Origin of the sequence: Variovorax beijingensis (assembly GCF_007828835.1) — a bacterium.
Taxonomy (GTDB): domain Bacteria; phylum Pseudomonadota; class Gammaproteobacteria; order Burkholderiales; family Burkholderiaceae_C; genus Variovorax; species Variovorax beijingensis_A.
Window position 1 is genome coordinate 387,833 of the sequence record NZ_VIVL01000006.1, and the last position, 24,277, is coordinate 412,109.

Consider the following 24,277-nt stretch of genomic DNA (forward strand, 5'->3'; position numbering starts at 1 on the left):
CAGTAATGACCGGGTTCGACCTTTCTAGGGTGTCTCATGACTGCCTCTTCCGGCTTTTCTCCTCTTGCCCGCGGTGCCGCCTGGCTGCTGCTTCCCGCCTTGTTCCTGGCCGGCTGTTCGCAGTCGAAGCCGGCCGAGGAACCTGTGCGCGCGGTCAAGCTGGTGACCGTGGGCACCAGCGATTTCGAGGCCCAGCCCGAGTTCTCGGCCGAAGTCCGGGCGCGCGTCGAATCCCGGCTGGGCTTCCGCGTGGCGGGCAAGATCACCAGGCGCCAGGCCGAGCTCGGCCAGCACGTGCAGGCCGGCCAGGTGCTGGCCCAGCTGGATCCGCAGGACTACCGGCTGGCCGCTGAAGCGGCGCGCGCGCAGCTGGCGGCGGCCCAGACCAACCGCGATCTCGCGGCGGCCGATCTCAAGCGCTATACCGAATTGCGTGCGCAGAACTTCATCAGCGGGGCCGAGCTGGAACGCCGCGAATCCACCTGGAAGGCCGCGCAGGCGCAGCTCGAGCAGGCACAGGCCCAGCTTTCCTCGCAGGGCAACCAGGCCAGCTACACCACGCTGGTGGCCGACGTGGCCGGCATCATCACCGCGATCGAAGCCGAGCCCGGGCAGGTGGTGCAGGCGGGAACGCCCGTCGTGCGCATTGCGCAGGATGGCGCGCGCGACGTGGTGTTCGCGGTGCCCGAAGACCGCGCCGCGCTGATCAAGCCCGGCTCGCCGGTCACGGTGCGCGGCTGGTCGGGCGGCAGCGAGCTGCAGGGCCAGGTGCGCGAGGTGGCGGCCAGCGCGGACGCGGTCACGCGCACCTACGCGGTCAAGGTGGCGATCGACGCCGCCACCTCGCCGGCGCTCGGCGCCACCGTGTACGCCCGCCCGCAGGCGCTGGCACGCACCGGCGGCGCGGTCATGAAGCTGCCGACCAGCGCATTGCGCCAGGAAGGCAAGGGCACCTCGGTCTGGGTGCTCGACAAGCCGACCATGACGGTGCGATCGCAGCCCGTGCAGGTGGTCACGGCCGACGGCAACGAGGCTGTGATCGGCGCCGGGCTCACGCCCGGCATGATGGTCGTGGCCGCGGGCGTGCACGTGCTCTCGCCGGGGCAGAAGGTCACCATCTACCAGTCGAAGGAGGCTGCAGCGGCAGCCGCCAACGCGAAGGAATCGGCGCAGCCGGTCGAGGCCGTGGCGGCCACGAAGAAGGAGATCGCTGCAGGTGCTTCCAAATGACGGAAGGCGCAGCAACCACCGCCACCAAGCCCGCCGGCTTCAATCTTTCCAAATGGGCGCTGGACCACGCGCCCCTCACGCGCTACCTGATGGTGGTGCTGATGGTGCTGGGCGCCTTCGCGTACTTCCAGCTCGGCCAGGACGAAGACCCGCCGTTCACCTTCCGGGCCATGGTGGTTCGCACCTACTGGCCCGGCGCCACCGCGCAGCAGGTGGCCGAGCAGGTCACCGACAAGCTCGAGCGCACGCTGCAGGAGGCGCCGTATGCCGACAAGATCCGCAGCTATTCGAAGCCGGGCGAGTCGCAGATCATCTTCCAGATCAAGGACTCGTCCAAGGCCGCCGACGTGGCCAACGTCTGGTACACGGTGCGCAAGAAGGTCGGCGACATGCGCAACACGCTGCCGCCGGGCGTGCAGGGCCCCTTCTTCAATGACGATTTCGGCGATGTCTACGGCGTGATCTACGCGCTGGAGAGCGAAGGCTTCAGCCCGGCCGAACTCAAGACCCTGGCCGACGAGGTGCGCCAGCAGCTGCTGCGCGTGAAGGACGTGGCCAAGGTCGACCAGTTCGGCGTGCAGGACCAGAAGGTCTACATCGAGATCTCGCAGAAGCGCGTCGCGCAGCTGGGGCTGGACTTCAACGCGGTGCTGGCCCAGCTCGGCTCGCAGAACGCGATCGAGAGCGCGGGCACGATCCAGTCGCCGCTCGACGTGGTGCAGGTGCGCGTGGGCGGGCAGTTCACCAGCGTCGAGCAATTGCGCGAGATGCCGATCCGCGGCAGCTCGGGCAACCAGCTCAGGCTCGGCGACATTGCCGAGATCCACCGCGGCTACATCGATCCGCCGGCCGTGAAGGTGCATCACCAGGGCAAGGAGGTCGTTGCGCTCGGCGTTTCCATGGCCAAGGGCGGCGACATCATCGCGCTGGGCAAGGCGCTGCGTGCCACCACCGCGCAGATCGACCAGCGCCTGCCGGCCGGCGTGAAGCTCGCGCAGGTGCAGGACCAGCCGGTGTCGGTGTCCAGCTCGGTCAATGAATTCGTCGGCGTGTTGATCGAGGCCGTGGCCATCGTGCTGGCCGTGAGCATCATCTCGCTGGGCCTGCACAAGGGCGGGCGCTTCGGCTGGTACATCGACATCCGCCCGGGGCTGGTGGTGGCCATCACGATCCCGCTGGTGCTGGCCGTGACCTTCCTGTCCATGAACTACTTCGGCATCGGGCTGCACAAGATATCGCTGGGGTCGCTGATCATCGCGCTCGGCCTGCTGGTGGACGACGCCATCATCGCGGTCGAGATGATGGTGCGAAAGATGGAGGAGGGCTACGACAAGGTGCGCGCCGCCACCTTCGCCTACGACGTGACGGCCAAGCCGATGCTGACCGGCACGCTCATCACCGCCGCGGGCTTCCTGCCGATCGGCATCGCCAAGTCGGTCACGGGCGAATACACCTTCGCGATCTTCGCGGTGACGGTGATTGCGCTGGTGCTGTCGTGGATCGTCTCCGTGTACTTCGTGCCCTACCTGGGCACGCTGCTGCTCAAGGTCAAGCCGCACGACCCCGATGCACCGCCGCACGAACTGTTCGACACGCCGTTCTACAACAACTTCCGCCGCGCCGTGAACTGGTGCGTGCAGCACCGCTGGCTGACCATCGGCGCCACGGTGCTGATCTTCGCGCTCGGCATCGTGGGCATGGGCAAGGTGCAGCAGCAGTTCTTCCCGGATTCGAGCCGGCCGGAGATCATGGTGGACATCTGGTTCCCCGAAGGCACCTCGTTCGCGGCCAACGAAGAGGTCGCCAAGCGCGTCGAGCAGCGCATCATGAAGGAAGAGGGCGTGAAGACGGTCAGCACCTGGATCGGCTCCGGCGTGCCGCGCTTCTACCTGCCGCTGGACCAGGTCTTTCCGCAGACCAACGTCTCGCAGCTCATCGTGCTGGCCAAGGACCTGAAGGTGCGGGAGACCTTGCGCATCAAGCTGCCGGCGCTGCTGGCGCAGGAATTCCCGGAGGTGCGCGGCCGCGTCAAGCTGCTGCCCAACGGGCCGCCGGTGCCGTACCCGGTGCAGTTCCGCGTGATCGGCACCGACCCCGCCCAGCTGCGCGCGCATGCCGACGAGGTCAAGGCCGTGCTGCGTGAGAACGCCAACATGCGCGGCGTGAACGACAACTGGAACGAATCGGTCAAGGTGATCCGGCTCGAGGTCGACCAGGCCAAGGCGCGCGCGCTCGGCGTCACCAGCCAGGCGATCGCCCAGGCGTCCAAGACGATGTTCTCCGGCACCACCGTGGGCCAGTACCGCGAGAACGACCTGCTGATCGACATCGTGCTGCGCCAGTCGGCCGACGAGCGCGAGGCCATCTCGGACATCGGCAATGCCTACCTGCCCACGACCTCGGGCCGCTCCATCCCGCTGACGCAGATTGCCCGGCCGGTGTTCAGCTGGGAGCCCGGCGTGATGTGGCGCGAGAACCGCGACTACGCCATCACGGTGCAGGGCGACGTGGTCGAAGGCCTGCAGGGCGCCACGGTGACCGAGCAGCTGCTGCCGAAGCTGCGCCAGCTCGAGGCCGGCTGGCACGCGGCCGGCGAGGGCGGCTACCGCATCGAGGTGGCCGGCGCGGTCGAGGAGAGCAGCAAGGGCTCGGCGTCCATCGTGGCGGGCGTGCCGATCATGCTGTTCCTGGTGTTCACGCTGCTGATGCTGCAGCTGCACAGCTTCAGCCGCTCGCTGCTGGTGTTCATCACCGGCCCGATGGGCATCGCCGGCGTGGCCGGTGCGCTGCTGCTGCTGAACCGGCCGTTCGGCTTCGTGGCGCTCCTGGGCGTGATCGCGCTGATGGGCATGATCCAGCGCAATGCGGTGATCCTGATCGACCAGATCGAGAGCGACCGCGAGGCCGGCGTGCCGGCCTGGGACGCGATCGTGGAATCGGCCGTGCGGCGCCTGCGGCCGATCGTGCTGACGGCCGCGGCGGCGGTGCTGGCGATGATTCCTCTCTCCCGCAGCGTGTTCTGGGGGCCGATGGCCGTGGCCATCATGGGCGGGCTGATCGTGGCCACCGTGTTGACCCTGCTGGCGCTGCCGGCAATGTACGCCGCTGCCTTCCGCGTCAAGCGGGAGCCGAAAGAGCTCCCGATTAGCGCTTAAAATACGCGGTTGACCGATTTCAGGCGGACGGTCTTTGGGCTTCGGGTGTCCGGCAATCGGATGCCCGCGGCACCAGGGCCGTCCGCCTTTGCATTCACCTGAAAAATTTGGCAAGCGCGGGTGGCGAAATTGGTAGACGCACCAGGTTTAGGTCCTGACGTTCGCAAGAACGTGCCGGTTCGAGTCCGGCCCCGCGCACCAGCCACACCCCTCACAAGGAAGACACCATGACCGTGACCGTTGAAACTCTCGAGAAGCTCGAACGCAAGATCACGCTGACCCTGCCGGTCGGCACCATCCAGTCCGAAGTCGATTCGCGCCTCAAGAAGCTCGCGCGCACCGTCAAGATGGATGGCTTCCGTCCCGGCAAGGTGCCGATGAACGTCGTGGCCCAGCGCTACGGCTACTCGGTGCACTACGAAGTCATGAACGACAAGGTCGGCGAAGCCTTCTCGCAGGCCGCCAACGAAGCCAAGCTGCGCGTGGCCGGCCAGCCCCGCATCACCGAGAAGGAAGAGTCGCCCGAAGGCCAGCTCGCCTTCGACGCGGTCTTCGAAGTGTTCCCCGAAGTCAAGATCAACGACCTGTCGAACGCCGAAGTCGAGAAGCTCTCGGCCGAAGTGGGCGACGAGGCCATCGACAAGACGCTGGACATCCTGCGCAAGCAGCGCCGCACCTTCGCCCAGCGCGCGCAGGATGCCGTGGCCCAGGACGACGACCGCGTGACGGTCGATTTCGAAGGCAAGATCGACGGCGAGCCCTTTCCCGGCGGCAAGGCCGAAGACTTCCAGTTCATCGTCGGCGAAGGCCAGATGCTCAAGGAATTCGAAGACGCCGTGCGCGGCATGAAGGCCGGCGACAGCCGCACCTTCCCGCTCTCGTTCCCGGCCGACTACCACGGCAAGGACGTGGCCGGCAAGCAGGCCGACTTCATGGTCACCGTGAAGAAGATCGAAGCCTCGCACCTGCCCGAAGTCAACGAACAGCTCGCCAAGTCGCTCGGCATTGCCGAAGCCACGGTCGAGGGCCTGCGCGCCGACATCAAGAAGAACCTCGAGCGCGAAGTGAAGTTCCGCCTGCTGGCGCGCAACAAGAACGCCGTGATGGACACCCTGGTGGCCAACGCCGAACTCGACCTGCCCAACGCGAGCGTGCAGTCCGAAGTGAACCGCATGGTCGAAGGCGCCCGCGCCGAGCTCAAGCAGCGCGGCATCAAGGACGCCGACAAGGCGCCGATTCCCGACGAAGTGTTCCGTCCCCAGGCCGAGCGCCGCGTGCGCCTGGGCCTCGTGGTGGCCGAGCTGGTGCGCGCCAACAACCTGCAGGCCAAGCCCGAGCAGATCAAGGCCCACATCGACGAGCTGGCCGCCAGCTACGAGAAGCCGCAAGACGTCGTGCGCTGGTACTTCAGCGACAACAACCGCCTGGCCGAAGTCGAAGCCGTGGTCATCGAGAACAACGTGACCGATTTCGTGCTCTCCAAGGCCAAGGTCAAGGAAAAGTCGGTGTCGTTCGACGAGCTGATGGCGCAACAAGGCTGATCCGCCGCCGCCTGCATGCCAATGGGGCTTGTGCTTTGCGGCACGAGCCCCATTTCACTCAGGCGTACAGTAAATTCGAACAGCGAACGAACCCTTTTCCGGAGAGCAATTCAATGAGCGCACAGGAAATCAAAGGCCTCGGCATGATCCCGATGGTCATCGAGCAGTCGGGCCGCGGCGAGCGGTCCTACGACATCTATTCGCGTCTCCTCAAGGAGCGCATCATTTTCCTGGTGGGTGAGGTGAACGACCAGACCGCCAACCTCGTGGTGGCGCAGCTGCTGTTCCTCGAGAGCGAAAACCCGGACAAGGACATTTCGTTCTACATCAACTCCCCGGGCGGCAGCGTGAGCGCCGGCATGGCCATCTACGACACCATGCAGTTCATCAAGCCCGACGTTTCCACCATGTGCATCGGCTTTGCGGCCAGCATGGGCGCCTTCCTGCTGGCGGCCGGTGAAAAGGGCAAGCGCTTCTCGCTGCCCAATTCGAAGATCATGATCCACCAGGTGCTCGGCGGCGCGCGCGGCCAGGCCACGGACATCGAGATCCATGCCCGCGACATCCTGCGCACCAAGGACCAGATGAACCGCATCCTGGCCGAACGCACGGGCCAGCCGCTCGAAAAAGTCAAGTCGGACACCGAACGCGACTATTTCCTCACGGCCGACGAAGCCAAGGACTACGGCCTGGTGGACCAGGTCATTGCGAAGCGCAGCTGAGGCAATTGAGCCCGTGCCGCGGCGCCGGCGGCGCCAAAAAGGCAAAAACCGGCGTTTCCCACACGGGAAACGCCGTTTTTGTTTAGTTATCATTGTCCCCACCCCTTTACGAGGCACCTGTCCATGGCCGAAAAAAAAGGCTCCTCCAGCGAAAAAACGCTTTATTGCTCGTTCTGCGGCAAGAGCCAGCATGAGGTCAAGAAGCTGATCGCGGGCCCTTCGGTCTTCATTTGCGACGAGTGCATCGACCTTTGCAACGAAATCATCCGCGACGAGCTCCCGGCCGGTGAAGAGGCGCGCGAGGCGCGCAGCGACCTGCCCACGCCGCTGGAAATCAAGACCAACCTCGACAACTACGTGATCGGCCAGGAGCCGGCCAAGCGCATGCTGTCGGTGGCGGTCTACAACCACTACAAGCGCCTGCGCCACAAGGAAAAGGCCAAGGGCGACGACGTCGAACTCAGCAAGAGCAACATCCTCCTGATCGGCCCCACGGGCTCGGGCAAGACGCTGCTCGCGCAAACGCTCGCGCGCATGCTCGACGTGCCCTTCGTGATGGCCGACGCCACCACGCTGACCGAAGCCGGCTACGTGGGCGAGGACGTCGAGAACATCATCCAGAAGCTGCTGCAGAGCTGCAACTACGAAGTCGAGCGCGCCCAGCGCGGCATCGTCTACATCGACGAAATCGACAAGATCTCGCGCAAGTCCGACAACCCGTCCATCACGCGCGACGTGTCGGGCGAGGGCGTGCAGCAGGCGCTGCTCAAGCTCATCGAAGGCACCATGGCCAGCGTGCCACCCCAGGGCGGGCGCAAGCACCCGAACCAGGACTTCCTGCAGATCGACACGACCAACATCCTGTTCATCTGCGGCGGCGCCTTTGCCGGGCTCGAAAAGGTCATCGAGAACCGCACCGAAGCCTCGGGCATCGGCTTCGGCGCCTCGGTCAAGAGCAAGGCGCAGCGCAGCATCACCGAGGTGTTCCGCGAAGTCGAGCCCGAAGACCTGATCAAGTTCGGCCTGATCCCCGAACTCGTGGGCCGCATGCCCGTGGTGGCCTCGCTGGCCGAACTCAGCGAAGACGCGCTGGTGCAGATCCTGACCGAGCCCAAGAACGCGGTGGTCAAGCAGTTCACCAAGCTGCTGCAGATGGAAGGCGTCGACCTCGAGATCCGCCCCGCGGCGCTCAAGGCCATCGCGCGCAAGGCGCTGGCCCGCAAGACGGGCGCGCGGGGCCTGCGTTCGATCCTCGAACAGTCGCTGATCGACACCATGTTCGAGCTGCCGAATGCCACCAACGTCGACAAGGTTGTGGTCGAGGAATCCACAATCGACGAAAACAAGCCGCCGCTGCTCGTGTACCGCGAAGCGGCCAAGAAGGCCTGAGTGAACGCGGCGCCGGCACTTTCCAGCAAGGCGTCCGGCGCCTTCGACAAAGACCGGGTGCATGGGCTTGAAATGCCCGAACACCCATCCATCTTTGCCTGATCAATCAAAGGATATTCATGTCCGGTCATACCCCCCTGCCTGCCGACGCGATCGACCTGCCGCTGCTGCCGCTGCGCGACGTGGTCGTGTTCCCCCACATGGTGATCCCTCTGTTCGTGGGGCGCCCCAAAAGCATCAAGGCGCTCGAACTGGCCATGGAGGCCGAGCGCCGCATCATGCTGGTGGCCCAGAAGGCCGCCGCCAAGGACGAGCCCTCGGTCGAGGACATGTTCGAGGTGGGCTGCGTCTCGACCATCCTGCAGATGCTCAAGCTGCCTGATGGCACCGTGAAGGTGCTGGTCGAGGGCCAGCAGCGCGCCCGCGTGAACCGCATCGACGACGGCGAGACCCACTTCTCGGCCAACGTGACGCCCGTCGAGGCGACCGCGAGCGGCGAGAAAGGCACCGAGGTCGAGGCGCTGCGCCGCGCCGTGATGCAGCAGTTCGACCAGTACGTCAAGCTCAACAAGAAGATCCCGCCCGAGATCCTCACGTCGATCTCCAGCATCGACGATCCGGGCCGTCTGGCCGACACCATCGCCGCGCACCTGCCGCTCAAGCTCGACAACAAGCAGGCCGTGCTCGACCTGGACGACGTCAAGTCGCGCCTCGAGAACCTCTTTGGCCAGCTCGAGCGCGAGGTCGACATCCTCAACGTCGACAAGAAGATCCGCGGCCGCGTGAAGCGCCAGATGGAAAAGAACCAGCGCGACTTCTACCTCAACGAGCAGGTCAAGGCGATCCAGAAGGAGCTCGGCGAGGGCGAAGAGGGCGCCGACATCGAGGAGATCGAGAAGAAGATCAAGCTCGCCAAGATGCCCAAGGAAGCGCTCAAGAAGGCCGAGGGCGAGCTCAAGAAGCTCAAGCTGATGTCGCCCATGTCGGCCGAAGCCACCGTGGTGCGCAACTACATCGACGTGCTGGTCGGCCTGCCCTGGAGCAAGAAGACCAAGATCAAGCACGACCTGGCCAATGCCGAGGCGGTGCTCAATGCCGACCACTACGGCCTGGAGAAGGTCAAGGACCGCATCCTCGAATATCTCGCGGTGCAGCAGCGCGTCGACAAGGTCAAGGCGCCGATCCTGTGCCTCGTGGGCCCGCCCGGCGTGGGCAAGACCTCCCTCGGGCAGTCGATCGCCAAGGCGACCGGCCGGAAGTACACGCGCATGGCGCTCGGCGGCATGCGCGACGAGGCCGAGATCCGCGGCCACCGCCGCACCTACATCGGCGCGCTGCCGGGCAAGGTGCTGCAGGGGCTGAGCAAGATCGGCACGCGCAATCCGCTGTTCCTGCTCGACGAGATCGACAAGCTGGGCACCGACTTCCGCGGCGATCCTTCGAGCGCGCTGCTCGAGGTGCTCGACCCCGAGCAGAACCACACCTTCGGCGACCACTACGTCGAGGTCGACTTCGACCTCTCCGACGTGATGTTCGTCGCCACCTCGAACTCGATGAACATCCCGCCGGCGCTGCTCGACCGGATGGAAGTCATCCGCCTCTCGGGCTACACCGAGGACGAGAAGACCAACATCGCGATCAAGTACCTGCTGCCCAAGCAGATGAAGAACAACGGCGTCAAGGAAGACGAACTGCTCGTCACCGAGGAGGCCGTGCGCGACATCGTGCGCTACTACACGCGCGAAGCCGGCGTGCGTTCGCTCGAGCGCGAGCTTTCCAAGATCTGCCGCAAGGTGGTCAAGGGCCTGCTGCTCAAGCAGATGACGCCCAAGGTCACGGTGGATGGCACCAACCTCAACGACTTCCTGGGCGTGCGCAAGTACAGCTTCGGCCTGGCCGAGAAGCAGAACCAGGTGGGCCAGGTGGTCGGCCTGGCCTGGACCGAGGTGGGAGGCGACCTGCTCACCATCGAGGCGGTGACCATGCCCGGCAAGGGCGTGATCAGCCGCACCGGTTCGCTCGGCGACGTCATGAAGGAATCGGTCGAGGCCGCACGCACCGTGGTGCGCAGCCGCTCGCGCCGCCTGGGCATCAAGGACGAGGTGTTCGAGAAGCGCGACATCCACATCCACGTGCCCGATGGCGCAACGCCCAAGGACGGGCCGAGCGCGGGTGCCGCAATGACCACGGCCTTCGTGTCGGCGCTCACGGGCATTCCCGTGCGTGCGGACGTCGCCATGACCGGCGAGATCACGCTGCGCGGCGAGGTCACGGCCATCGGCGGCCTGAAGGAAAAGCTGCTGGCCGCATTGCGCGGCGGCATCAAGACCGTGCTGATTCCCGAAGAGAACGCGAAAGACCTGCAGGACATTCCCGAGAACGTGAAGAACGGCCTCGAGATCGTGCCCGTGAAGTGGATCGACAAGGTCCTGGAGATCGCGCTCGAGAAGATGCCCGAGCCGCTGTCGGACGAGGAGGTTGCCGCCTCCGCGGCTGCTGTGGCCGAACTGGCCAAGCAGCGCGCGGGCACGCCGGCTTCAGAGGGCTCCGTCAAACATTGATCGACAGAACTTGCCGAGCCCCGAAAAAGTGTTCTATAATTCGAGGCTCGAAACGCGGGAATAGCTCAGTTGGTAGAGCGCAACCTTGCCAAGGTTGAGGTCGAGAGTTCGAGACTCTTTTCCCGCTCCAGTTTTGAAAAAGGGAAGCGCTGCTTCCCTTTTTTTCGCGAATTCGATTTCGTTTTCAGCAGCGTGGCGCGATAGCAAAGCGGTTATGCAACGGATTGCAAATCCGTCTAGCCCGGTTCGACTCCGGGTCGCGCCTCCACTCTCTCCCTCTGATCAAGTTCGATCCGCCCTCCATCGAAAAAACCAGCCCCGCCAACCTGCGTTGCCGGGGCCCGTTTCGTTTGGGTTATCGTCGATGTTCAACCCGAGGCCCGGATGGTGAAATTGGTAGACACATCGGACTTAAAATCCGCCGCTTCCTTAATCGGGGCATACGGGTTCGATCCCCGTTCCGGGCACCACATTTAGACAAGGGAGCACTCCATGCCTCGTTACAACGCTCCATTTGAAATCCATGTGCACGGCGACGTGCCTTTGCGCTCCGACGTCGGCTTCGACCAGATCCAGGAAGCGCTCAAGCCGCTGTGGGCTTATGCGGGTGCCAAGTCGCTGGCCGACGGCGCGACGAGCACCTACGAAGAAGAACCCGGCATCCGCTTCGAGCAGAAGGATCACATGCTCCAGATCTGCTGGACGGTGCCGGGCGACGAAGACTTTCGCCAGGCGCTCGACGAGATGTGCATGGCCCTGAACGAACTGTCCGAGCGCGGCGCCGCCATCGAGGTCACCTTCTACGACACCGACTTCGACGAGGAAGAGGGCGATCCCGACGAAGAATCGCGCGACGACTTCCTGATGCTGTTCGTCGGCCCCAATCCGGCCGCGATCATGCAGGTGCAGCGCGACCTGCTGGTGGAAGACGTCGTCAACCTGATGGAGCGCCACTTCGATGGCGCCGAGCTCGGTGGCGTGGTGTCCGAGATCGACCGCCTGTTCAGCGACCGCTTCGATGCGCTCGTGAATTCGCTCGAAATCGGCAAGCGGCCGCGCGGCACCGGCGGCAGTGGCAGCGGCGGTGGGCATGGGGGCGGCCGCCGCCCGCGCCACCTGCACTGATCCGATCGGGCCGAGGCTGCGCCTGGCGCCCGGTTGATCATCCGTCGCTGCATGGCGCTGTTTCCGTCATCTGCCCTGAATGCCGGCGTGCGCAAGCGCGAGGTGTTCGGCTGGGCGATGTACGACTTTGCCAATTCGGGCTACACCACGGTCGTCATCACGGCCGTGTTTGCGGCCTATTTCGTGGGCGGCATTGCCAAGGGGGCGCCATGGGCCGCCTTCGCCTGGACTGCGGCGCTCAGCGCGTCCTACGCCGTCGTCATGCTGTCGATGCCCGCGATCGGCGCCTGGGCCGACCGGCGCGCCGCCAAGAAGCGCGTGCTCGCCGTGGCGACGCTGGGCTGCGTACTTGCCACGGCCGCGCTCGCATCCACGCCGAGATTTGCCGGGCCCATGGGCGTTGCGGTGGCGATGGCGCTGATCATCGTCTCCAACACCTTCTATTCGTATGGCGAGTCGCTGACCGGTGCCTTCCTGCCTGAACTCGCGACCGCCGAGGGCATGGGCAAGGTCAGCGGATGGGGCTGGAGTTTCGGCTACGTCGGCGGCATGCTGGCGCTCGGGCTGTGCCTGGCCTACGTGCTGTCGGCCCAGGCGAAAGGGCTGCCTGCGTCGCACTTCGTTCCGGTCACGATGCTGATCACGGCGGCCATCTACGGTGCTGCCGCCTGCGCCACCTTTGCGCTCCTGCCCGAGCGTGCGCAGCCCCGCACGGCCGGCAGTTCGGCGGGCGCGTGGCAGCAATTGCGCGCCACCTTCAGGCAGGCCCGCGCCTACCGCGATTTCATGCAGCTGCTGGTCTGCACCGTCTGCTACCAGGGCGGCGTGGCGGTGGCCATCACGCTCGCGGCCATCTATGCCGAGCAGGTCATCGGCTTCGTGGCGAGCGAGACCATGGTGCTGATCTTCGTGCTCAACATTGCGGCCGCCGTCGGCGCCTTCGGCTTCGGCTACGTGCAGGACCGCGTCGGCCACAAGATCTCGCTGGCCGGCACGCTGGTGGCATGGATCGCGGTCTGCGTGATTGCCGCGATGGCGACCACCAAGGGCACCTTCTGGTGGGCCGCCGCCATTGCGGGGCTCGCGATGGGCTCGAGCCAGTCGGCCGGCCGCGCGATGACGGGCTACCTCGCGCCGCCGCGGCAGCTTGCGGAGTTCTTCGGGCTCTGGACCTTTGCGACGCGGCTCGCAGGCATCATCGGTCCGCTGATGTTCGGTGCCATCACCTGGGCCGCGGGCGGCAACCAGCGCATCGCGATTCTTTCGACCGCAGCGCTGTTCGTTGCAGGGCTGCTGCTGTTGCTGCCGATCGACATGGCGCGTGGCAGGGCGGCTGCGCTGCGCAGCGCCTGAACCGGACGGCTCAGGGCATCTGCTGCCGCAGCGACTTTGGCACGCGGTAGCGCTCGCCGTCGTAGCGCAGCGTCACCGTATTGAAGTGCGCCGGCATGGCCTTTTCGGTGCAGCCCTGGTCCTCCTGCATCTGCGCTCGGCTCTGCACCAGCGTGCGTGACAACTGCAGATCGGCATAGCCGTTGCTCGCCGACTTGCCGACCGACAGCATCGTGCGAAGCTGTTCGAAGCGGCCGGTACAGCTGCTGTCCCATTCGCCGCTGTCGTGGTCGAGTTCGATCTCCTGCAGCACCTGGCGCAGCTTGCTGCCGTGGTGCACATAGAGGCGGATGGTTTCGCTTGCCGCCTTGCTGCCCGGCGCCGTGCCCCTGTAGCGCACGCGCAGCCCGAAGGCGCGCGTGTCGGACGACAGCACATAACGCGAGGTGTCGATGCGGATGTCCTGGATGGCGGTGGCGGCGTCTTCGTCGAGCGCCTCGGGCTGCAAGATGCGGCCGATCACCGTGTCGCGCTCGGTGTTGCCGTTGTCGGGCCGCTGGATCAGCAGCAGCTCCAGGTCGAAGACCTTGGCGCCCGTGCTGCTGGTTTCGCGCGGCACCGGCAGCACCACGATGCTGCGGCCCGGAAAGGCCGGCCAGAGCTTGCAGGCGGCCAGCCGCTCGTCGAGCGGGCGGTTCGGATGGAGCTTGGCATGCATGCGCTCGGCAAGGCCGCTCTCGCAGGCCGCATGGCCGAGGCCCGCTGCCGAGAGGCCAAGCAGCAACAGGGCGCAGCGCAAAGGACGAAGACGCATGTTGTTGTCGGGTCGGCTTCAGGCGGCCGGAGCAGCTTGGGGCTGTTGCAGCCAGTGCGCGGCGGCGGCTTCGAGCACGGCCGCATCGCCGCTGCCTTGCATGATCAGTCCGCCTTCACCGCTTGGCGCGAGGCGGCCGAGCGAAGCCAGCACGCGCCGGGTCTGCTGCGCGACCGGCGCGCCGGTGTCGATGAAACGCAGCGCGGGCGGCGCATGGCGCTGGAGTTCACTCTTCACGAGCGGGTAGTGCGTGCAGCCGAGCACCACGGTATCGACCTGGCCGGGTGCGTCGCCCAAAGGACCGGCTTCGGCCATGTAGCGGGCGCAGAGTTGCGTGATGGCGGCGGTGTCGAAGCCCTCGATCGCCTTCACGAGTCCGTCGCATGGCACGGGACGGACATCGGCCGCCCCTGCGAAGGAGTCGCGCAGGGCCGCGTATTTGGCACTCGCCAGTGTCCCGCGCGTGGCCATCACCGCGATGTGGCCGGTGCGGCTGGTCGCCACCGCGGGCTTGAGTGCAGGCTCCAGGCCCACGATGGGCAGCGCCGGATGCTCGGCGCGCAGCAGGTGGATCGCCGCCGTGGTGGCCGTGTTGCAGGCCACCACCAGCGCCTTGATGCCGTGCTCGGCCATCAGTTGTTCGGCCACCTTGCGCGAGCGTTCGATCACGTAGCCATCGCCACGCTCGCCGTACGGTGCGAATGCGGTGTCGGCAAAGTACACGAAGCGCTCGTGCGGCAGCTCGGCGCGCAGCGCGGCCAGCACGCTGAGCCCGCCGACGCCGCTGTCGAAGACGCCGACCGGGTTGTTCAAGCCTCTTCCATCATGATGGTCTTGAACTCGCCGCTCGCAATGCGCTTCTGCCACTCGGCAGGGCCGGTGATGTGCGCGCTGGTGCCGCCGGCATCGACCGCCACCGTCACGGGCATGTCGACCACGTCGAATTCATAGATCGCTTCCATGCCCAGGTCGGCGAAGCCCACCACCTTGGCGGTCTTGATGGCCTTGCTCACGAGGTAGGCGGCGCCGCCCACGGCCATGAGGTAGGCGCTCTTGTGCTTCTTGATGGCTTCGATGGCGACCGGGCCGCGCTCGGCCTTGCCGATCATCGCGATCAGACCGGTCTGGGCCAGCATCATCTCGGTGAAGCCGTCCATGCGCGTGGCGGTGGTCGGGCCGGCCGGGCCCACGGCTTCGTCGCCGACCGGGTCGACCGGGCCGACGTAGTAGATGACGCGGTTCGTAAAGTCGACCGGCAGCTTCTCGCCCTTGGCCAGCATGCCCTGGATGCGCTTGTGCGCGGCGTCGCGGCCGGTGAGCATCTTGCCGTTGAGCAGCAGGGTGTCGCCGGGCTTCCAGCTCGCCACTTCGGCCGGCGTGAGCTTGTCGAGGTCGACGCGCTTGCTCTTCTTCTCGTCGGGCGCCCAGTTCACGTCGGGCCACAAATCGAGCGAGGGCGGGTCGAGGTAGACCGCGCCGCTGCCGTCCATCACGAAGTGCGCATGCCGCGTGGCCGCGCAGTTGGGAATCATCGCCACGGGCTTGCTGGCCGCGTGCGTGGGGTACATCTTGATCTTGATGTCGAGCACGGTGGCCAGGCCGCCCAGGCCCTGCGCGCCGATGCCCAGCGCGTTGACCTTCTCGTACAGCTCGATGCGCAGCGCCTCGACCTTGCTGAGTTCGGCGCCCGACTTCTTCTTGGCCTGCAGCTCGTGCATGTCGAGGTCGTCCATCAGGCTTTCCTTGGCCATCAGCGCGGCCTTCTCGGCCGTGCCGCCGATGCCGATGCCCAGCATGCCCGGCGGGCACCAGCCGGCGCCCATGGTCGGCACGGTCTTGAGCACCCAGTCGACCACGCTGTCGCCGGGGTTCAGCATGACCAGCTTGCTCTTGTTCTCGCTGCCGCCGCCCTTGGCCGCCACCGTCACTTCGACGGTGTTGCCGGGAACGATCTCGGTGAAGATCACCGCGGGCGTGTTGTCCTTGGTGTTCTTGCGGTCGAACTGCGGATCGGCCACGACCGAGGCGCGCAGCGTGTTGTCGGGGTGGTTGTAGCCGCGGCGCACGCCTTCGTTGATGGCGTCGTCCAGCGAGCCGGTGAAGCCGCCCCAGCGCACGTCCATGCCGACCTTGAGGAACACGTTGACGATGCCGGTGTCCTGGCAGATCGGGCGGTGGCCCGTGGCGCTCATCTTGCTGTTGGTCAGGATCTGCGCGATGGCGTCCTTGGCGGCGGGGCTCTGCTCGCGCTCGTAGGCGCGGGCCAGGTGGGCGATGTAGTCGGCGGGATGGTAGTAGCTGATGTACTGCAGCGCGGCGCTGATCGATTCGATCAGGTCGGCCTGCTGGATCGTGGTCGTCATGGTGGGGGGGTGTTTTTTGGAGTGTGGAACGCCCCCCGATTATCTCAGCCGATGCGCCTACCTCGCCGCCGCCCGGGCTTCCTCGATCCAGCCGTCGAACAGCGGCCGATGCGCCTTGATCCAACCATCGGTGTGGCGCTCCAGGTCTTGCTGCGTGCTGGCGCCCTGGCTCATGCGCAGGTTCTGGGCGTTGATGTCGCCGATCGGCAGTTTCATCACCTCGAACAGCCGGCCGGCGGCCGGGTTCTTCTCGACGAAGGCCCGGTTGGCGACGATCTGCTCCTGGTTGGCCTGGAAGCCGTAGTTCTTGCCGTTGGGAAGCTGCGTGTCTGCATCGCCGCCCTGGGAGGACGAGAAGGGCACCTGCAGCCACACCACGTCCGCGCCCGGGCGCAGCACGGCGCTGACCCAGTAGGGCGTCCAGGTGTAGTACAGCACCGGCTTGTCCTGCTTGAAGCGCGCGATGGTGTCGGCCATCAGCGCGGCATAGCTGCCTTGCTTGTGCGTGACGGTGTCGCGCAGCTGGTAGGCCGTCAGGTGGTTCTCGATCGCCAGTTCGCAGCCCCAGCCCGGGTTGCAGCCTGTCAGGTCGGCCTTGCCATCGCCGTCGGCATCGAACAACTTGGCGATGGCCGGGTCCTTCAGCTGCGCGATGTTGGTGATGTTGTATTGCTCGGCCGTCTTGCGATCGACCAGGTAGCCCTGCACCGCGCCGTCCGAGTACACGCCCTTGCGCCACAGCTTGGCGTCGCCGCCGCTGTTCTTGTAGAAGTCGGCGTGCAGCAGGCTCCAGTGGTTGGCCATGAAAGTGGCGTCGCCGTTGGCGATGGCCAGGTGCTCGGTGGCGGGTTCGAGGTCTTTCATCGGCAGGGCGGTGTAGCCCAGCTTTTCGAGCGCGCGCATCACGAGCAGCGTCTGGAACGCCTCTTCGGCGAGCGAGCTCTTGAGCGGCTGCACGGTGACGCCCTGGCCGGGCAGGTCATTCGCGGCCTGTGCGCCCATGCCGAAGGCAGCGAAACCGAGCGCCAGCAGGCCGCGGGCGATGATGAGATTGATTTTCTTCATGCGTTGATTTCCTGCGTGGCGGTTTTATTGCGCTTGCGCGGCGAGGGCGGGAGCGGGTTCGCTCGCACCGTCACCGCGGGGCGGCGTGCCCACGAGGCGCTGCAAGAGGCGCAGCACCAGGCCGGCTGGCCCGGTGTGCCACCAGCGGCGCCCGGCGCTGCGGCGCGACTTGCCCATGGCCTGCGTGAGCCGGTCGAGCGAGATCGCCAGCAGCACGATGCCCAGGCCGCCCACGGTCGCCAGGCCCATGTCGAGCCGGCCGATGCCGCGCAGCACCATCTGCCCCAGGCCGCCGACGGCGATCATCGAGGCGATCACCACCATCGACAGCGACAGCATCAGCGCCTGGTTGATGCCCGCCATGATCGAGGGCATGGCCAGCGGCAGTTGCACCTTCACGAGCATCTGCCAGGGCGAGGCGCCGTAGGCGCGCGCGGCTTCGATCAGATCCGGACGCACCTGGCGCAGGCCCAGGTTGGTCAGCCGCACCAGCGGTGCCAGCGCAAAGATGATGGTCACGATCACGCCGGGCACGTTGCCGATGCCGAACAGCATCACCACCGGCACCAGGTAGACGAAGGCGGGCGTGGTCTGCATGGCGTCGAGCACCGGGCGCATGAGGCGCTGCGCGCGGTCGCTGCTGGCCAGCAGCACCCCGAGCGGCAAACCGATGATCATGCAGAACACCAGCGAGGTCAGTACCAGCGACAGCGTCACCATGGCCTCGGGCCAGATGCCCAGCATGGCCACGAGCAGCAGCGCCACCGTGGTGCCGATGGCGAGCGCGCGGCCGGCGAACTGCCAGGCAAAGAGGCCGATCAACGCGATCATCGCGAGCGTCGGCAGGCCGGTCAGCAGGCCCTGCACCCAGTTCAGCGTGCTGTCGATGGGCAGGCGCACGGTCTGGAAGAAGGGGCGGAAATGCTCGACCACCCAGCCGAGGCCCTGGTTGATCCAGGATTCGACCGGCAGGGAGCCGTCCCAGAGGCGGTGCAGCTGCAAGCCGCTGGCCGCCGCATCGGCCGAGCCGGCCAACTGGTGGGCCGGCTCGGCGGGCGCATCGAGCCAGGCGCTGGTGGCCGACGTGTCGGGCGCGGCCGAGAGCGCTTCCCACGGATCGACGTAGGCGGGGGTTGCGGGCGTGCTCGGGTCGGAAGGAAGTGTGTTGTCGTTCATCGTTCAGGGGCCTTCGTGAATTCAGTGCGGCTCTGCGGCGAGCGCGGGTGCGGCGTTGGGCAGGACGGGCTCGATCGGCGGCGTGTCGCGGTCCAGGAACTTGAGCAGCGTCGTCTTGCTGATCGCGCCGCAGAAGCGGCCGTCGTTCGCCACCACCGGCAGCGCGCACGGCGCCTGCGCGAGTTGGCCGATCAGGCCTGCCACCGGGGCTTCGGCATCGATGCGCGGCAGATCGTCGATGAATGCGTGCTGCAGCCCCAGCGAGCCTGAATGCCCGTCGAGAGCGCCGCGCAGCGTGTCCGCCGACACCACGCCGAGGAAGCGCTTGTTCGGGCTCGTCACGTAGGCGAAGTCGCGGTCCTGGTCTTCGAGCAGCTTGAGCGCCGCGCGCGCGCCGCGCTCGGGGTGCTCGCACACCACCGTGAGCGACTTGCGCGCGATGTCCGCCGCCTTGAACACGGCCGCCGCATCGACACCGCGCACGAAGCTGCGCACGTAGTCGTCGGCGGGGCTGCGCAGGATCTCGTCGGGCGTGCCGACCTGGATCACCTGGCCGTCCTTCATGATCGCGATGCGGTCGCCGATGCGCATGGCCTCGTCGAGGTCGTGCGAGATGAAGACGATGGTGCGGCGCTGCTCCTTCTGCAGCCGCAGCAGTTCCGACTGCATCTCGGTGCGGATGATTGGATCGAGCGCCGAGAAGGCCTCGTCCATCAGCAGGATCGAAGGATCCGAGGCCAGCGCGCGCGCCAGGCCCACGCGCTGCTGCATGCCGCCCGAGAGCTCGTCGGGATAGCTGTCGCCCCAGCCCGCGAGCCCCACCTGCGCGAGCGCCAGGTCGGCCTGGGCGAGGCGCTCCTTCCTGCTCGTGCCCGACAGTTCGAGGCCGAAGGCGGTGTTCTCGCGCACCGTCATGTGCGGCATCAGCGCGAACGACTGGAACACCATGCTGATGTCCTTGCGGCGCAGCGCGCGCAGCCTGGCGTCGGAGTGCTCGTTGATGTCCGCGCCGTCGATCACGATGCGCCCGGCGGTCGGCTCGATCAGACGGTTCAAGAGGCGCACCAGCGTCGACTTGCCCGAACCCGAGAGGCCCATGATGACGAAGATCTCGCCGGCCTGGATCTCGAAGGTGGCATCGAACACGCCGATCGACTGGCCCGTCCGCGCGAGGATTTCCTTCTTCGAAAAACCTTGGCGGACGAGTTCGAGCGCCTGTTCGGGCGCGTCGCCGAACACCTTGAAAACATGGTCGATGAGAATTCCTTTGGCCATACGCCGGGGCTCCTTGTGTGAAGGTTGGACACAGCGCCGCCCCGGAGGGCGGCAACGGCCGCGCCATCAGCCGGTGGGGCTGCCCGAACAGAGAGCACGTGAAGAAAAGCGCGTGCAATGGCCCGGCGAGCCTCGAGGGCTGCCAGCAGGCACTGAAGACGACATGGCGACGAAACCAGTGCCCGCCGGATGCTTCATTCGCAGAGCGGCGGGCCTGGTCGAGGGGCGCCGCCTGGATGAGCGTGACGTGGCAATGGGGCCGGAAAGTTCCGGCCGGTTTGCCGGGCAGGGCCCGGCGGGAAGAGCCTTGCACCGCGACGGGATTCGGTGATCCGCGAGTAGCGCAAGGGCAACCAACATGACTTGTTGGTCGTCTGAAGACCGCAATTATAACTTTTTGACATTACGCGAGTCAAGCCCACGGCGTATCGTCGGCCGGATGTATGGGGCAGCAAAGCCTCGTCAAATGCGAGCCATTCTTATCGAGGTCATACTCGGCCTCGCGCCCGGCGAGCGGGTGCACCCATCCAAGACTGCGGAGCTTCTTTCACCATGACGACTTCCCCCAAGACCCGTGCCGAGCGCGATACCTTCGGACCGATCGACGTGCCGGCCGACAAGCTGTGGGGTGCGCAGACGCAGCGCTCGCTGCAGAACTTCGACATCTCCGGCGAGCAGCAGCCGCGCGAGATCATCAAGGCGCTGGCGCAGGTCAAGCGCGCCTCGGCCGTGGTCAACCATGCGCTGGGCCTGCAGGACGAAAAAAAGACCCAGGCCATCGTGGCCGCGGCCGACGAAGTCATTGCCGGCAAGCATTCGGGCGAGTTCCCGTTGGTGGTGTGGCAGACCGGCTCGGGCACCCAGACCAACATGAACGTCAACGAGGTGCTGGCCAACCGCGCGAGCGAACTGCTGGGCGGCGAGCGCGGGGAAGGGCGCCTCGTGCACCCGAACGACGACGTGAACCGCAGCCAGTCGAGCAACGACGTGTTCCCGACCGCCATGCACGTGGCGGCGGTCGAAGCCATCACGCACAAGCTGCTGCCAGCCATCGCCAAGCTGCGCGGCACGCTGGAGCAGAAGTCGAATGACTTCGCCGACATCGTGAAGATCGGCCGCACCCACCTGCAGGACGCCACGCCCCTCACGCTGGGCCAGGAGTTCTCGGGCTACGTCGCGCAGCTCGCGCATGGCGAGGCGCATGTGCGCGCCGCGCTGCCGCACCTGTGCGAACTGGCGCTCGGCGGCACGGCCGTGGGCACCGGGCTCAATGCGCCCAGGGGCTATGCGGAGCAGGTGGCGGCCGAGTTGGCCAGGCTCACGGGCCTGCCCTTCGTGACCGCACCGAACAAGTTCGAAGCCATGGCCAGCGTCGATGCGCTGGTGCATGCCCACGGCGCGCTCAAGACGCTCGCCGCCAGCATGAACAAGATCGCCAACGACGTGCGCTGGCTCGCGAGTGGTCCGCGCAGCGGCATCGGCGAACTCAGCATTCCAGAGAACGAACCCGGCTCGTCGATCATGCCGGGCAAGGTCAACCCGACCCAGAGCGAAGCCGTCACGATGCTGGCCGCGCAGGTGTTCGGCAACGACGTGGCCATCAACATCGGCGGCGCCTCGGGCAATTTCGAACTCAATGTGTTCCGCCCGATGGTGGCGCATAACTTCCTGCAGAGCGTGCGACTGCTGGCCGACGGCATGGTGAGCTTCAACGACCACTGCGCCGTGGGCATCGAGCCGAACCGCGAGCGCATCACCGAGCTGGTGCAGCGTTCGCTGATGCTCGTGACCGCGCTCAATACGCACATCGGCTACGACAAGTCGGCCTACATCGCGAAGAAGGCGCACAAGGAGGGCACCAGCCTGCGCGAAGCCGCGATTGCCTCGGGCCACCTCACGGCCGAGCAGTTCGACCAATGGGTGGTGCCGGAGAACATGACGGGCCGTTGAGCGATCAGTACCCGACCGTGTAGCGCTGGCGCGAGTGAACGGGCTTCTCGAGCTCGTCGATGAATGCGATCGCGTAGTCCTCGAAGGTGATCCAGCTGCGGCCTTCGGCGCTCACGAGCAGGTCGTCCTTGCCCAGGCGGAATTTGCCGGTGCGCTCGCCTTCGACGAATTCGGCGGAGGGCGACAGGAAGGTCCAGTCGAGCTCCTTCTCGTTGCGCAGCACCTCCAGGAATGCGGCGCCTGCGGAGGCCTCGGCCTTGTACGCCTCGGGGAAGTTCGGCGTGTCGATCACCTTCAGGCCCGGTGCCGCGAACAGGCTGCCGGCGCCGCCGACCACCAGCAGGCGCTTCACGCCCGCGCGCCTGGCCGGCTCGATGATGGCCGCGGGCGGCACGGTGGCGAAGTGCGCTGCGCTGAACACGGCGTCGTGGCCGACCAGTGCCTTTTCTAGCGCGGTACCGTCGAGCACGTCGAGGTCCACGGCCTTCACAGTGGCGCGGCCCGACAGCTTTTCGCTCGCCTTGCGCGCGATGGCCGTCACGGTGTGGCCGCGGCGCAGCGCCTCTTCGAGAAGGCGGCCGCCGGCGCGTCCGGTGGCGCCGATGATGGCGATGTGGCTCATTGAATGGCTCCTGAAAATGGTTGGGATGAACCGCATCTTAGGTTTCTGGTTTCGAAAGAAATACCTCGAAATGCGCGCTTGTTTATTCCTAAAATCGTTCGAATGGACCGATTGAATGCAATGCGCGTGTTCGTCACCGTGGTGGATGCGGGCAGCCTTTCGGCCGCGGCCGACAAGCTCGACCTCTCGCGCCCGGTGGTCACGCGCTACGTGGCCGAGCTCGAGCAATGGACCGGCGCACGCCTCTTGCACCGCACGACGCGGCGGCTGAGCCTCACGGCGGCGGGCGAGGAGTTGCTGCCGCGCTGCCGCCAGGTGCTCGAACTCGCGGGCGACATGCAGGAAGCCGTGCGGCAGCCGGCGGAGGCGCCGCGCGGCCAGCTGCGCATCACGGCCAGCACCTCGTTCGCGCAGGCGCAGCTGGCCGATGCGGTGGCCGAGTACGTGCGGCTCTATCCAGGCGTGGCCGTCGACCTGGTGCTGCTCGACCGCGCCGTGAACCTCGTGGATGAGCGCATTGACCTGGCGATCCGCGTGGCGGTCGAGATCGATCCCAACCTCATTGCGCGGCGGCTCACCGATTGCCGCTCGGTGGTGTGCGCCTCACCCGCCTACCTGAAGGAGCATGGGCAGCCGCTGCGCGTGGAGGAACTGGCCCAGCGCAACTGCCTCACGCACTCGTACTTCGGGCGCAGCCTCTGGAATTTCACGCGCAAGGAAGACGGCACGCCCGTTTCTGTGGCTGTCGGCGGCAACCTGTCGACCAACGATGCCGCGAGCCTGATGCATCTGGCGCGGGCCGGGGCCGGCATTGCGATGCTGCCGACCTACCTGACCGCCGGCTTGCTGCAGGCGGGCGAACTGGTGCGGCTGTTCCCCGAATTCGAGCCGCAGGTCGTCGGCATGTACGCGGTGTACGCCTCGCGCAAGCACATGCCGGCCGCGCTGCGCACGATGCTCGATTTCCTGGCCGCGCGCTTCACGGAAACGCCGGCCTGGGACATGCCTTAGTGGCGCGTGTTGGCCGCCGCGGCCTCGTTCATCAGCTTGTCGGTGTAGGCGATGGCCATGGCCGAGAACAGGAACGCGATGTGGATCACGGTCTGGGCGATCAGCACCTTGTCTGTGTAGTTGTCCGCGTTGATGAAGGTCTTCAGCAGGTGGATGGAACTGATGCCGATGATGGCCGTGGCCAGCTTCACCTTGAGCACCGAGGCGTTCACGTGGCTCAGCCACTCGGGCTGGTCGCGGTGGCCTTCGAGGTCCATGCGGCTCACGAAGGTTTCGTAGCCGCCCACGATCACCATGATCAGCAGGTTGGAGATCATCACCACGTCGATCAGCGCCAGCACCACCAACATGATCACGGTTTCGTTGAGCGTGCCCACCGGCGCGGTGGTCTTGTAGCCGATGCTGGTGATCAGCGCCTGCAGCGCGTCCTTGCTGCCGAAGGCCGCCTCCACCAGGTGCAGCAGCTCGACCAGGAAGTGCACCACGTACACAGCCTGCGCCACGATCAGCCCCAGGTACAGCGGCAACTGCAGCCAACGGCTCGCGAAAATCAGCTTGGGCAGCGGCCGGAGCGGCGAGCCGCGGGCTGGAACAGGCGTATTCGGGCGGTCGAAGGATTCGGGAGCGGACATGGAGAGGATGATTGGAAACGACCGGCGATTCTAGAGGTGCCCCCATGTCCGACTCGTGATAACCCTGCGAGGGCCTGTTCACCCTGCCAACGGATCTCCGCTGGCAGGGTGAACAGGCCCTAACATCGCAATCGTCAGTGGCCCGTAAGTGGACCCGCCGACATTACGGCCGCACCTAGATCAAGGAGACAAGAAAATGAGCAGCAGCGCATCGAAGAACATCGAATCCGTCCTGGTCGAGAACCGCGTGTTCCCGCCCGACGCGCGCGCCAGCGCCGGCGCGCGCATCAGCGGCATGGCCGCCTACGAGGCCC

The 24,277-nt window shown here is 66.2% G+C and carries 18 protein-coding genes and 4 tRNA genes; 14 read left to right on the forward strand and 8 right to left on the reverse strand.

Annotation, left to right across the window (positions count from 1 at the left end; genetic code table 11):
* Positions 1–36: 36 nt before the first annotated feature.
* The 12 genes from FB547_RS19860 (at position 37) to FB547_RS19915 (ending at position 13,076) form a co-directional block, all read left to right on the forward strand.
* Positions 37–1,230 (forward strand): efflux RND transporter periplasmic adaptor subunit, encoded by a 1,194-nt coding sequence (locus FB547_RS19860; RefSeq protein WP_145745171.1) that lies wholly within the window; start codon positions 37–39, stop codon positions 1,228–1,230.
* Positions 1,227–4,385, forward strand: coding sequence for an efflux RND transporter permease subunit (locus FB547_RS19865; protein ID WP_145745172.1), 3,159 nt, complete (start codon positions 1,227–1,229; stop codon positions 4,383–4,385). Before FB547_RS19860 ends, FB547_RS19865 begins: the two co-directional genes overlap by 4 nt.
* 114 nt (positions 4,386–4,499) lie before the next feature.
* A tRNA-Leu gene (locus FB547_RS19870) sits at positions 4,500–4,586 on the forward strand.
* 26 nt (positions 4,587–4,612) lie between these two features.
* Entirely contained in the window at positions 4,613–5,926 is a 1,314-nt protein-coding gene (gene tig, locus FB547_RS19875) for a trigger factor (protein ID WP_145745174.1), read from the forward strand.
* A gap of 113 nt (positions 5,927–6,039) precedes the next feature.
* The gene (clpP, locus tag FB547_RS19880) at positions 6,040–6,648 is read left to right on the forward strand and encodes an ATP-dependent Clp endopeptidase proteolytic subunit ClpP (protein ID WP_012747620.1); all 609 of its coding nucleotides are present in this window, start codon (positions 6,040–6,042) and stop codon (positions 6,646–6,648) included.
* Between the two features lie 123 nt (positions 6,649–6,771).
* Entirely contained in the window at positions 6,772–8,037 is a 1,266-nt protein-coding gene (clpX, locus tag FB547_RS19885; RefSeq protein ID WP_012747621.1) for an ATP-dependent Clp protease ATP-binding subunit ClpX, read from the forward strand.
* Positions 8,038–8,156: 119 nt separating this feature from the next.
* On the forward strand, positions 8,157–10,598 hold the full coding sequence (gene lon / locus FB547_RS19890; RefSeq protein ID WP_145745176.1) for an endopeptidase La: 2,442 nt from the start codon (positions 8,157–8,159) through the stop codon (positions 10,596–10,598).
* Between the two features lie 54 nt (positions 10,599–10,652).
* Positions 10,653–10,728, forward strand: a tRNA-Gly gene (locus FB547_RS19895).
* 64 nt (positions 10,729–10,792) lie between these two features.
* Positions 10,793–10,866: transfer RNA gene (locus FB547_RS19900), tRNA-Cys, on the forward strand.
* 110 nt (positions 10,867–10,976) lie between these two features.
* Positions 10,977–11,068 (forward strand) — tRNA-Leu (locus FB547_RS19905).
* A gap of 22 nt (positions 11,069–11,090) precedes the next feature.
* Positions 11,091–11,723 carry a DUF6806 family protein gene (locus FB547_RS19910; RefSeq protein ID WP_012747623.1) on the forward strand — a complete coding sequence of 211 codons (633 nt, stop codon included), beginning with the start codon at positions 11,091–11,093 and terminating at the stop codon, positions 11,721–11,723.
* A gap of 51 nt (positions 11,724–11,774) precedes the next feature.
* Positions 11,775–13,076, forward strand: a complete 1,302-nt coding sequence (locus FB547_RS19915; protein ID WP_145745239.1) for an MFS transporter — start codon at positions 11,775–11,777, stop codon at positions 13,074–13,076.
* A gap of 10 nt (positions 13,077–13,086) precedes the next feature.
* On the opposite strand, the gene FB547_RS19920 is transcribed toward FB547_RS19915, so the two are convergent.
* Genes FB547_RS19920 through proV form a run of 6 tightly spaced genes read right to left on the reverse strand, consistent with a single transcriptional unit; the run spans position 13,087 to position 19,748 of the window.
* A complete protein-coding gene (locus FB547_RS19920) occupies positions 13,087–13,869 on the reverse strand; it encodes a hypothetical protein (RefSeq protein WP_145745178.1) in 783 nt (260 codons plus the stop codon).
* A gap of 18 nt (positions 13,870–13,887) precedes the next feature.
* Entirely contained in the window at positions 13,888–14,682 is a 795-nt protein-coding gene (murI, locus tag FB547_RS19925) for a glutamate racemase (protein WP_145745180.1), read from the reverse strand.
* Complete coding sequence (locus tag FB547_RS19930; RefSeq protein WP_145745182.1) at positions 14,679–16,232, reverse strand: fumarate hydratase; 1,554 nt, start codon at positions 16,230–16,232, stop codon at positions 14,679–14,681. The genes murI and FB547_RS19930 overlap by 4 nt, the downstream gene beginning before the upstream one ends.
* A 57-nt stretch (positions 16,233–16,289) precedes the next feature.
* Positions 16,290–17,297: a glycine betaine/L-proline ABC transporter substrate-binding protein ProX gene (proX, locus tag FB547_RS19935; RefSeq protein WP_145745184.1), complete on the reverse strand. Its 1,008-nt coding sequence runs from the start codon at positions 17,295–17,297 to the stop codon at positions 16,290–16,292.
* Positions 17,298–17,321: 24 nt separating this feature from the next.
* Complete coding sequence (gene proW, locus FB547_RS19940; RefSeq protein WP_145745187.1) at positions 17,322–18,473, reverse strand: glycine betaine/L-proline ABC transporter permease ProW; 1,152 nt, start codon at positions 18,471–18,473, stop codon at positions 17,322–17,324.
* Between the two features lie 21 nt (positions 18,474–18,494).
* Positions 18,495–19,748, reverse strand: a complete 1,254-nt coding sequence (gene proV, locus FB547_RS19945; RefSeq protein WP_145745188.1) for a glycine betaine/L-proline ABC transporter ATP-binding protein ProV — start codon at positions 19,746–19,748, stop codon at positions 18,495–18,497.
* A 552-nt stretch (positions 19,749–20,300) separates the two neighbouring features.
* Here proV and fumC point away from each other — a divergent pair.
* A complete protein-coding gene (fumC, locus tag FB547_RS19950; protein WP_145745190.1) occupies positions 20,301–21,698 on the forward strand; it encodes a class II fumarate hydratase in 1,398 nt (465 codons plus the stop codon).
* Between the two features lie 4 nt (positions 21,699–21,702).
* Here fumC and FB547_RS19955 read toward each other — a convergent pair whose 3' ends face one another.
* Positions 21,703–22,320, reverse strand: coding sequence for an NAD(P)-dependent oxidoreductase (locus FB547_RS19955; RefSeq protein WP_145745192.1), 618 nt, complete (start codon positions 22,318–22,320; stop codon positions 21,703–21,705).
* 102 nt (positions 22,321–22,422) lie between these two features.
* Here FB547_RS19955 and FB547_RS19960 point away from each other — a divergent pair, with 102 nt between their 5' ends.
* Positions 22,423–23,331, forward strand: coding sequence for a LysR family transcriptional regulator (locus tag FB547_RS19960; protein WP_145745194.1), 909 nt, complete (start codon positions 22,423–22,425; stop codon positions 23,329–23,331).
* Here the strand turns inward: FB547_RS19960 and FB547_RS19965 are convergent.
* Positions 23,328–23,963 (reverse strand): YqhA family protein, encoded by a 636-nt coding sequence (locus FB547_RS19965; RefSeq protein ID WP_145745196.1) that lies wholly within the window; start codon positions 23,961–23,963, stop codon positions 23,328–23,330. The two genes, FB547_RS19960 and FB547_RS19965, sit on opposite strands and share 4 nt — an antisense overlap.
* Positions 23,964–24,277: the final 314 nt, after the last annotated feature.

Bases quoted from the DNA above. Each gene is read 5' to 3' on its own strand.
- FB547_RS19920 (WP_145745178.1), bottom strand. From the start codon at position 13,869: ATGCGTCTTCGTCCTTTGCGCTGCGCCCTGTTGCTGCTTGGCCTCTCG.
- FB547_RS19915 (WP_145745239.1), top strand. From the start codon at position 11,775: ATGGCGCTGTTTCCGTCATCTGCCCTGAATGCCGGCGTGCGCAAGCGC.
- FB547_RS19930 (WP_145745182.1), bottom strand. From the start codon at position 16,232: ATGACGACCACGATCCAGCAGGCCGACCTGATCGAATCGATCAGCGCC.
- FB547_RS19960 (WP_145745194.1), top strand. From the start codon at position 22,423: ATGGACCGATTGAATGCAATGCGCGTGTTCGTCACCGTGGTGGATGCG.
- lon (WP_145745176.1), top strand. From the start codon at position 8,157: ATGTCCGGTCATACCCCCCTGCCTGCCGACGCGATCGACCTGCCGCTG.
- proX (WP_145745184.1), bottom strand. From the start codon at position 17,297: ATGAAGAAAATCAATCTCATCATCGCCCGCGGCCTGCTGGCGCTCGGT.
- fumC (WP_145745190.1), top strand. From the start codon at position 20,301: ATGACGACTTCCCCCAAGACCCGTGCCGAGCGCGATACCTTCGGACCG.
- clpX (WP_012747621.1), top strand. From the start codon at position 6,772: ATGGCCGAAAAAAAAGGCTCCTCCAGCGAAAAAACGCTTTATTGCTCG.
- FB547_RS19865 (WP_145745172.1), top strand. From the start codon at position 1,227: ATGACGGAAGGCGCAGCAACCACCGCCACCAAGCCCGCCGGCTTCAAT.
- FB547_RS19910 (WP_012747623.1), top strand. From the start codon at position 11,091: ATGCCTCGTTACAACGCTCCATTTGAAATCCATGTGCACGGCGACGTG.
- FB547_RS19965 (WP_145745196.1), bottom strand. From the start codon at position 23,963: ATGTCCGCTCCCGAATCCTTCGACCGCCCGAATACGCCTGTTCCAGCC.
- FB547_RS19860 (WP_145745171.1), top strand. From the start codon at position 37: ATGACTGCCTCTTCCGGCTTTTCTCCTCTTGCCCGCGGTGCCGCCTGG.
- proV (WP_145745188.1), bottom strand. From the start codon at position 19,748: ATGGCCAAAGGAATTCTCATCGACCATGTTTTCAAGGTGTTCGGCGAC.
- tig (WP_145745174.1), top strand. From the start codon at position 4,613: ATGACCGTGACCGTTGAAACTCTCGAGAAGCTCGAACGCAAGATCACG.
- clpP (WP_012747620.1), top strand. From the start codon at position 6,040: ATGAGCGCACAGGAAATCAAAGGCCTCGGCATGATCCCGATGGTCATC.
- FB547_RS19955 (WP_145745192.1), bottom strand. From the start codon at position 22,320: ATGAGCCACATCGCCATCATCGGCGCCACCGGACGCGCCGGCGGCCGC.
- proW (WP_145745187.1), bottom strand. From the start codon at position 18,473: ATGAACGACAACACACTTCCTTCCGACCCGAGCACGCCCGCAACCCCC.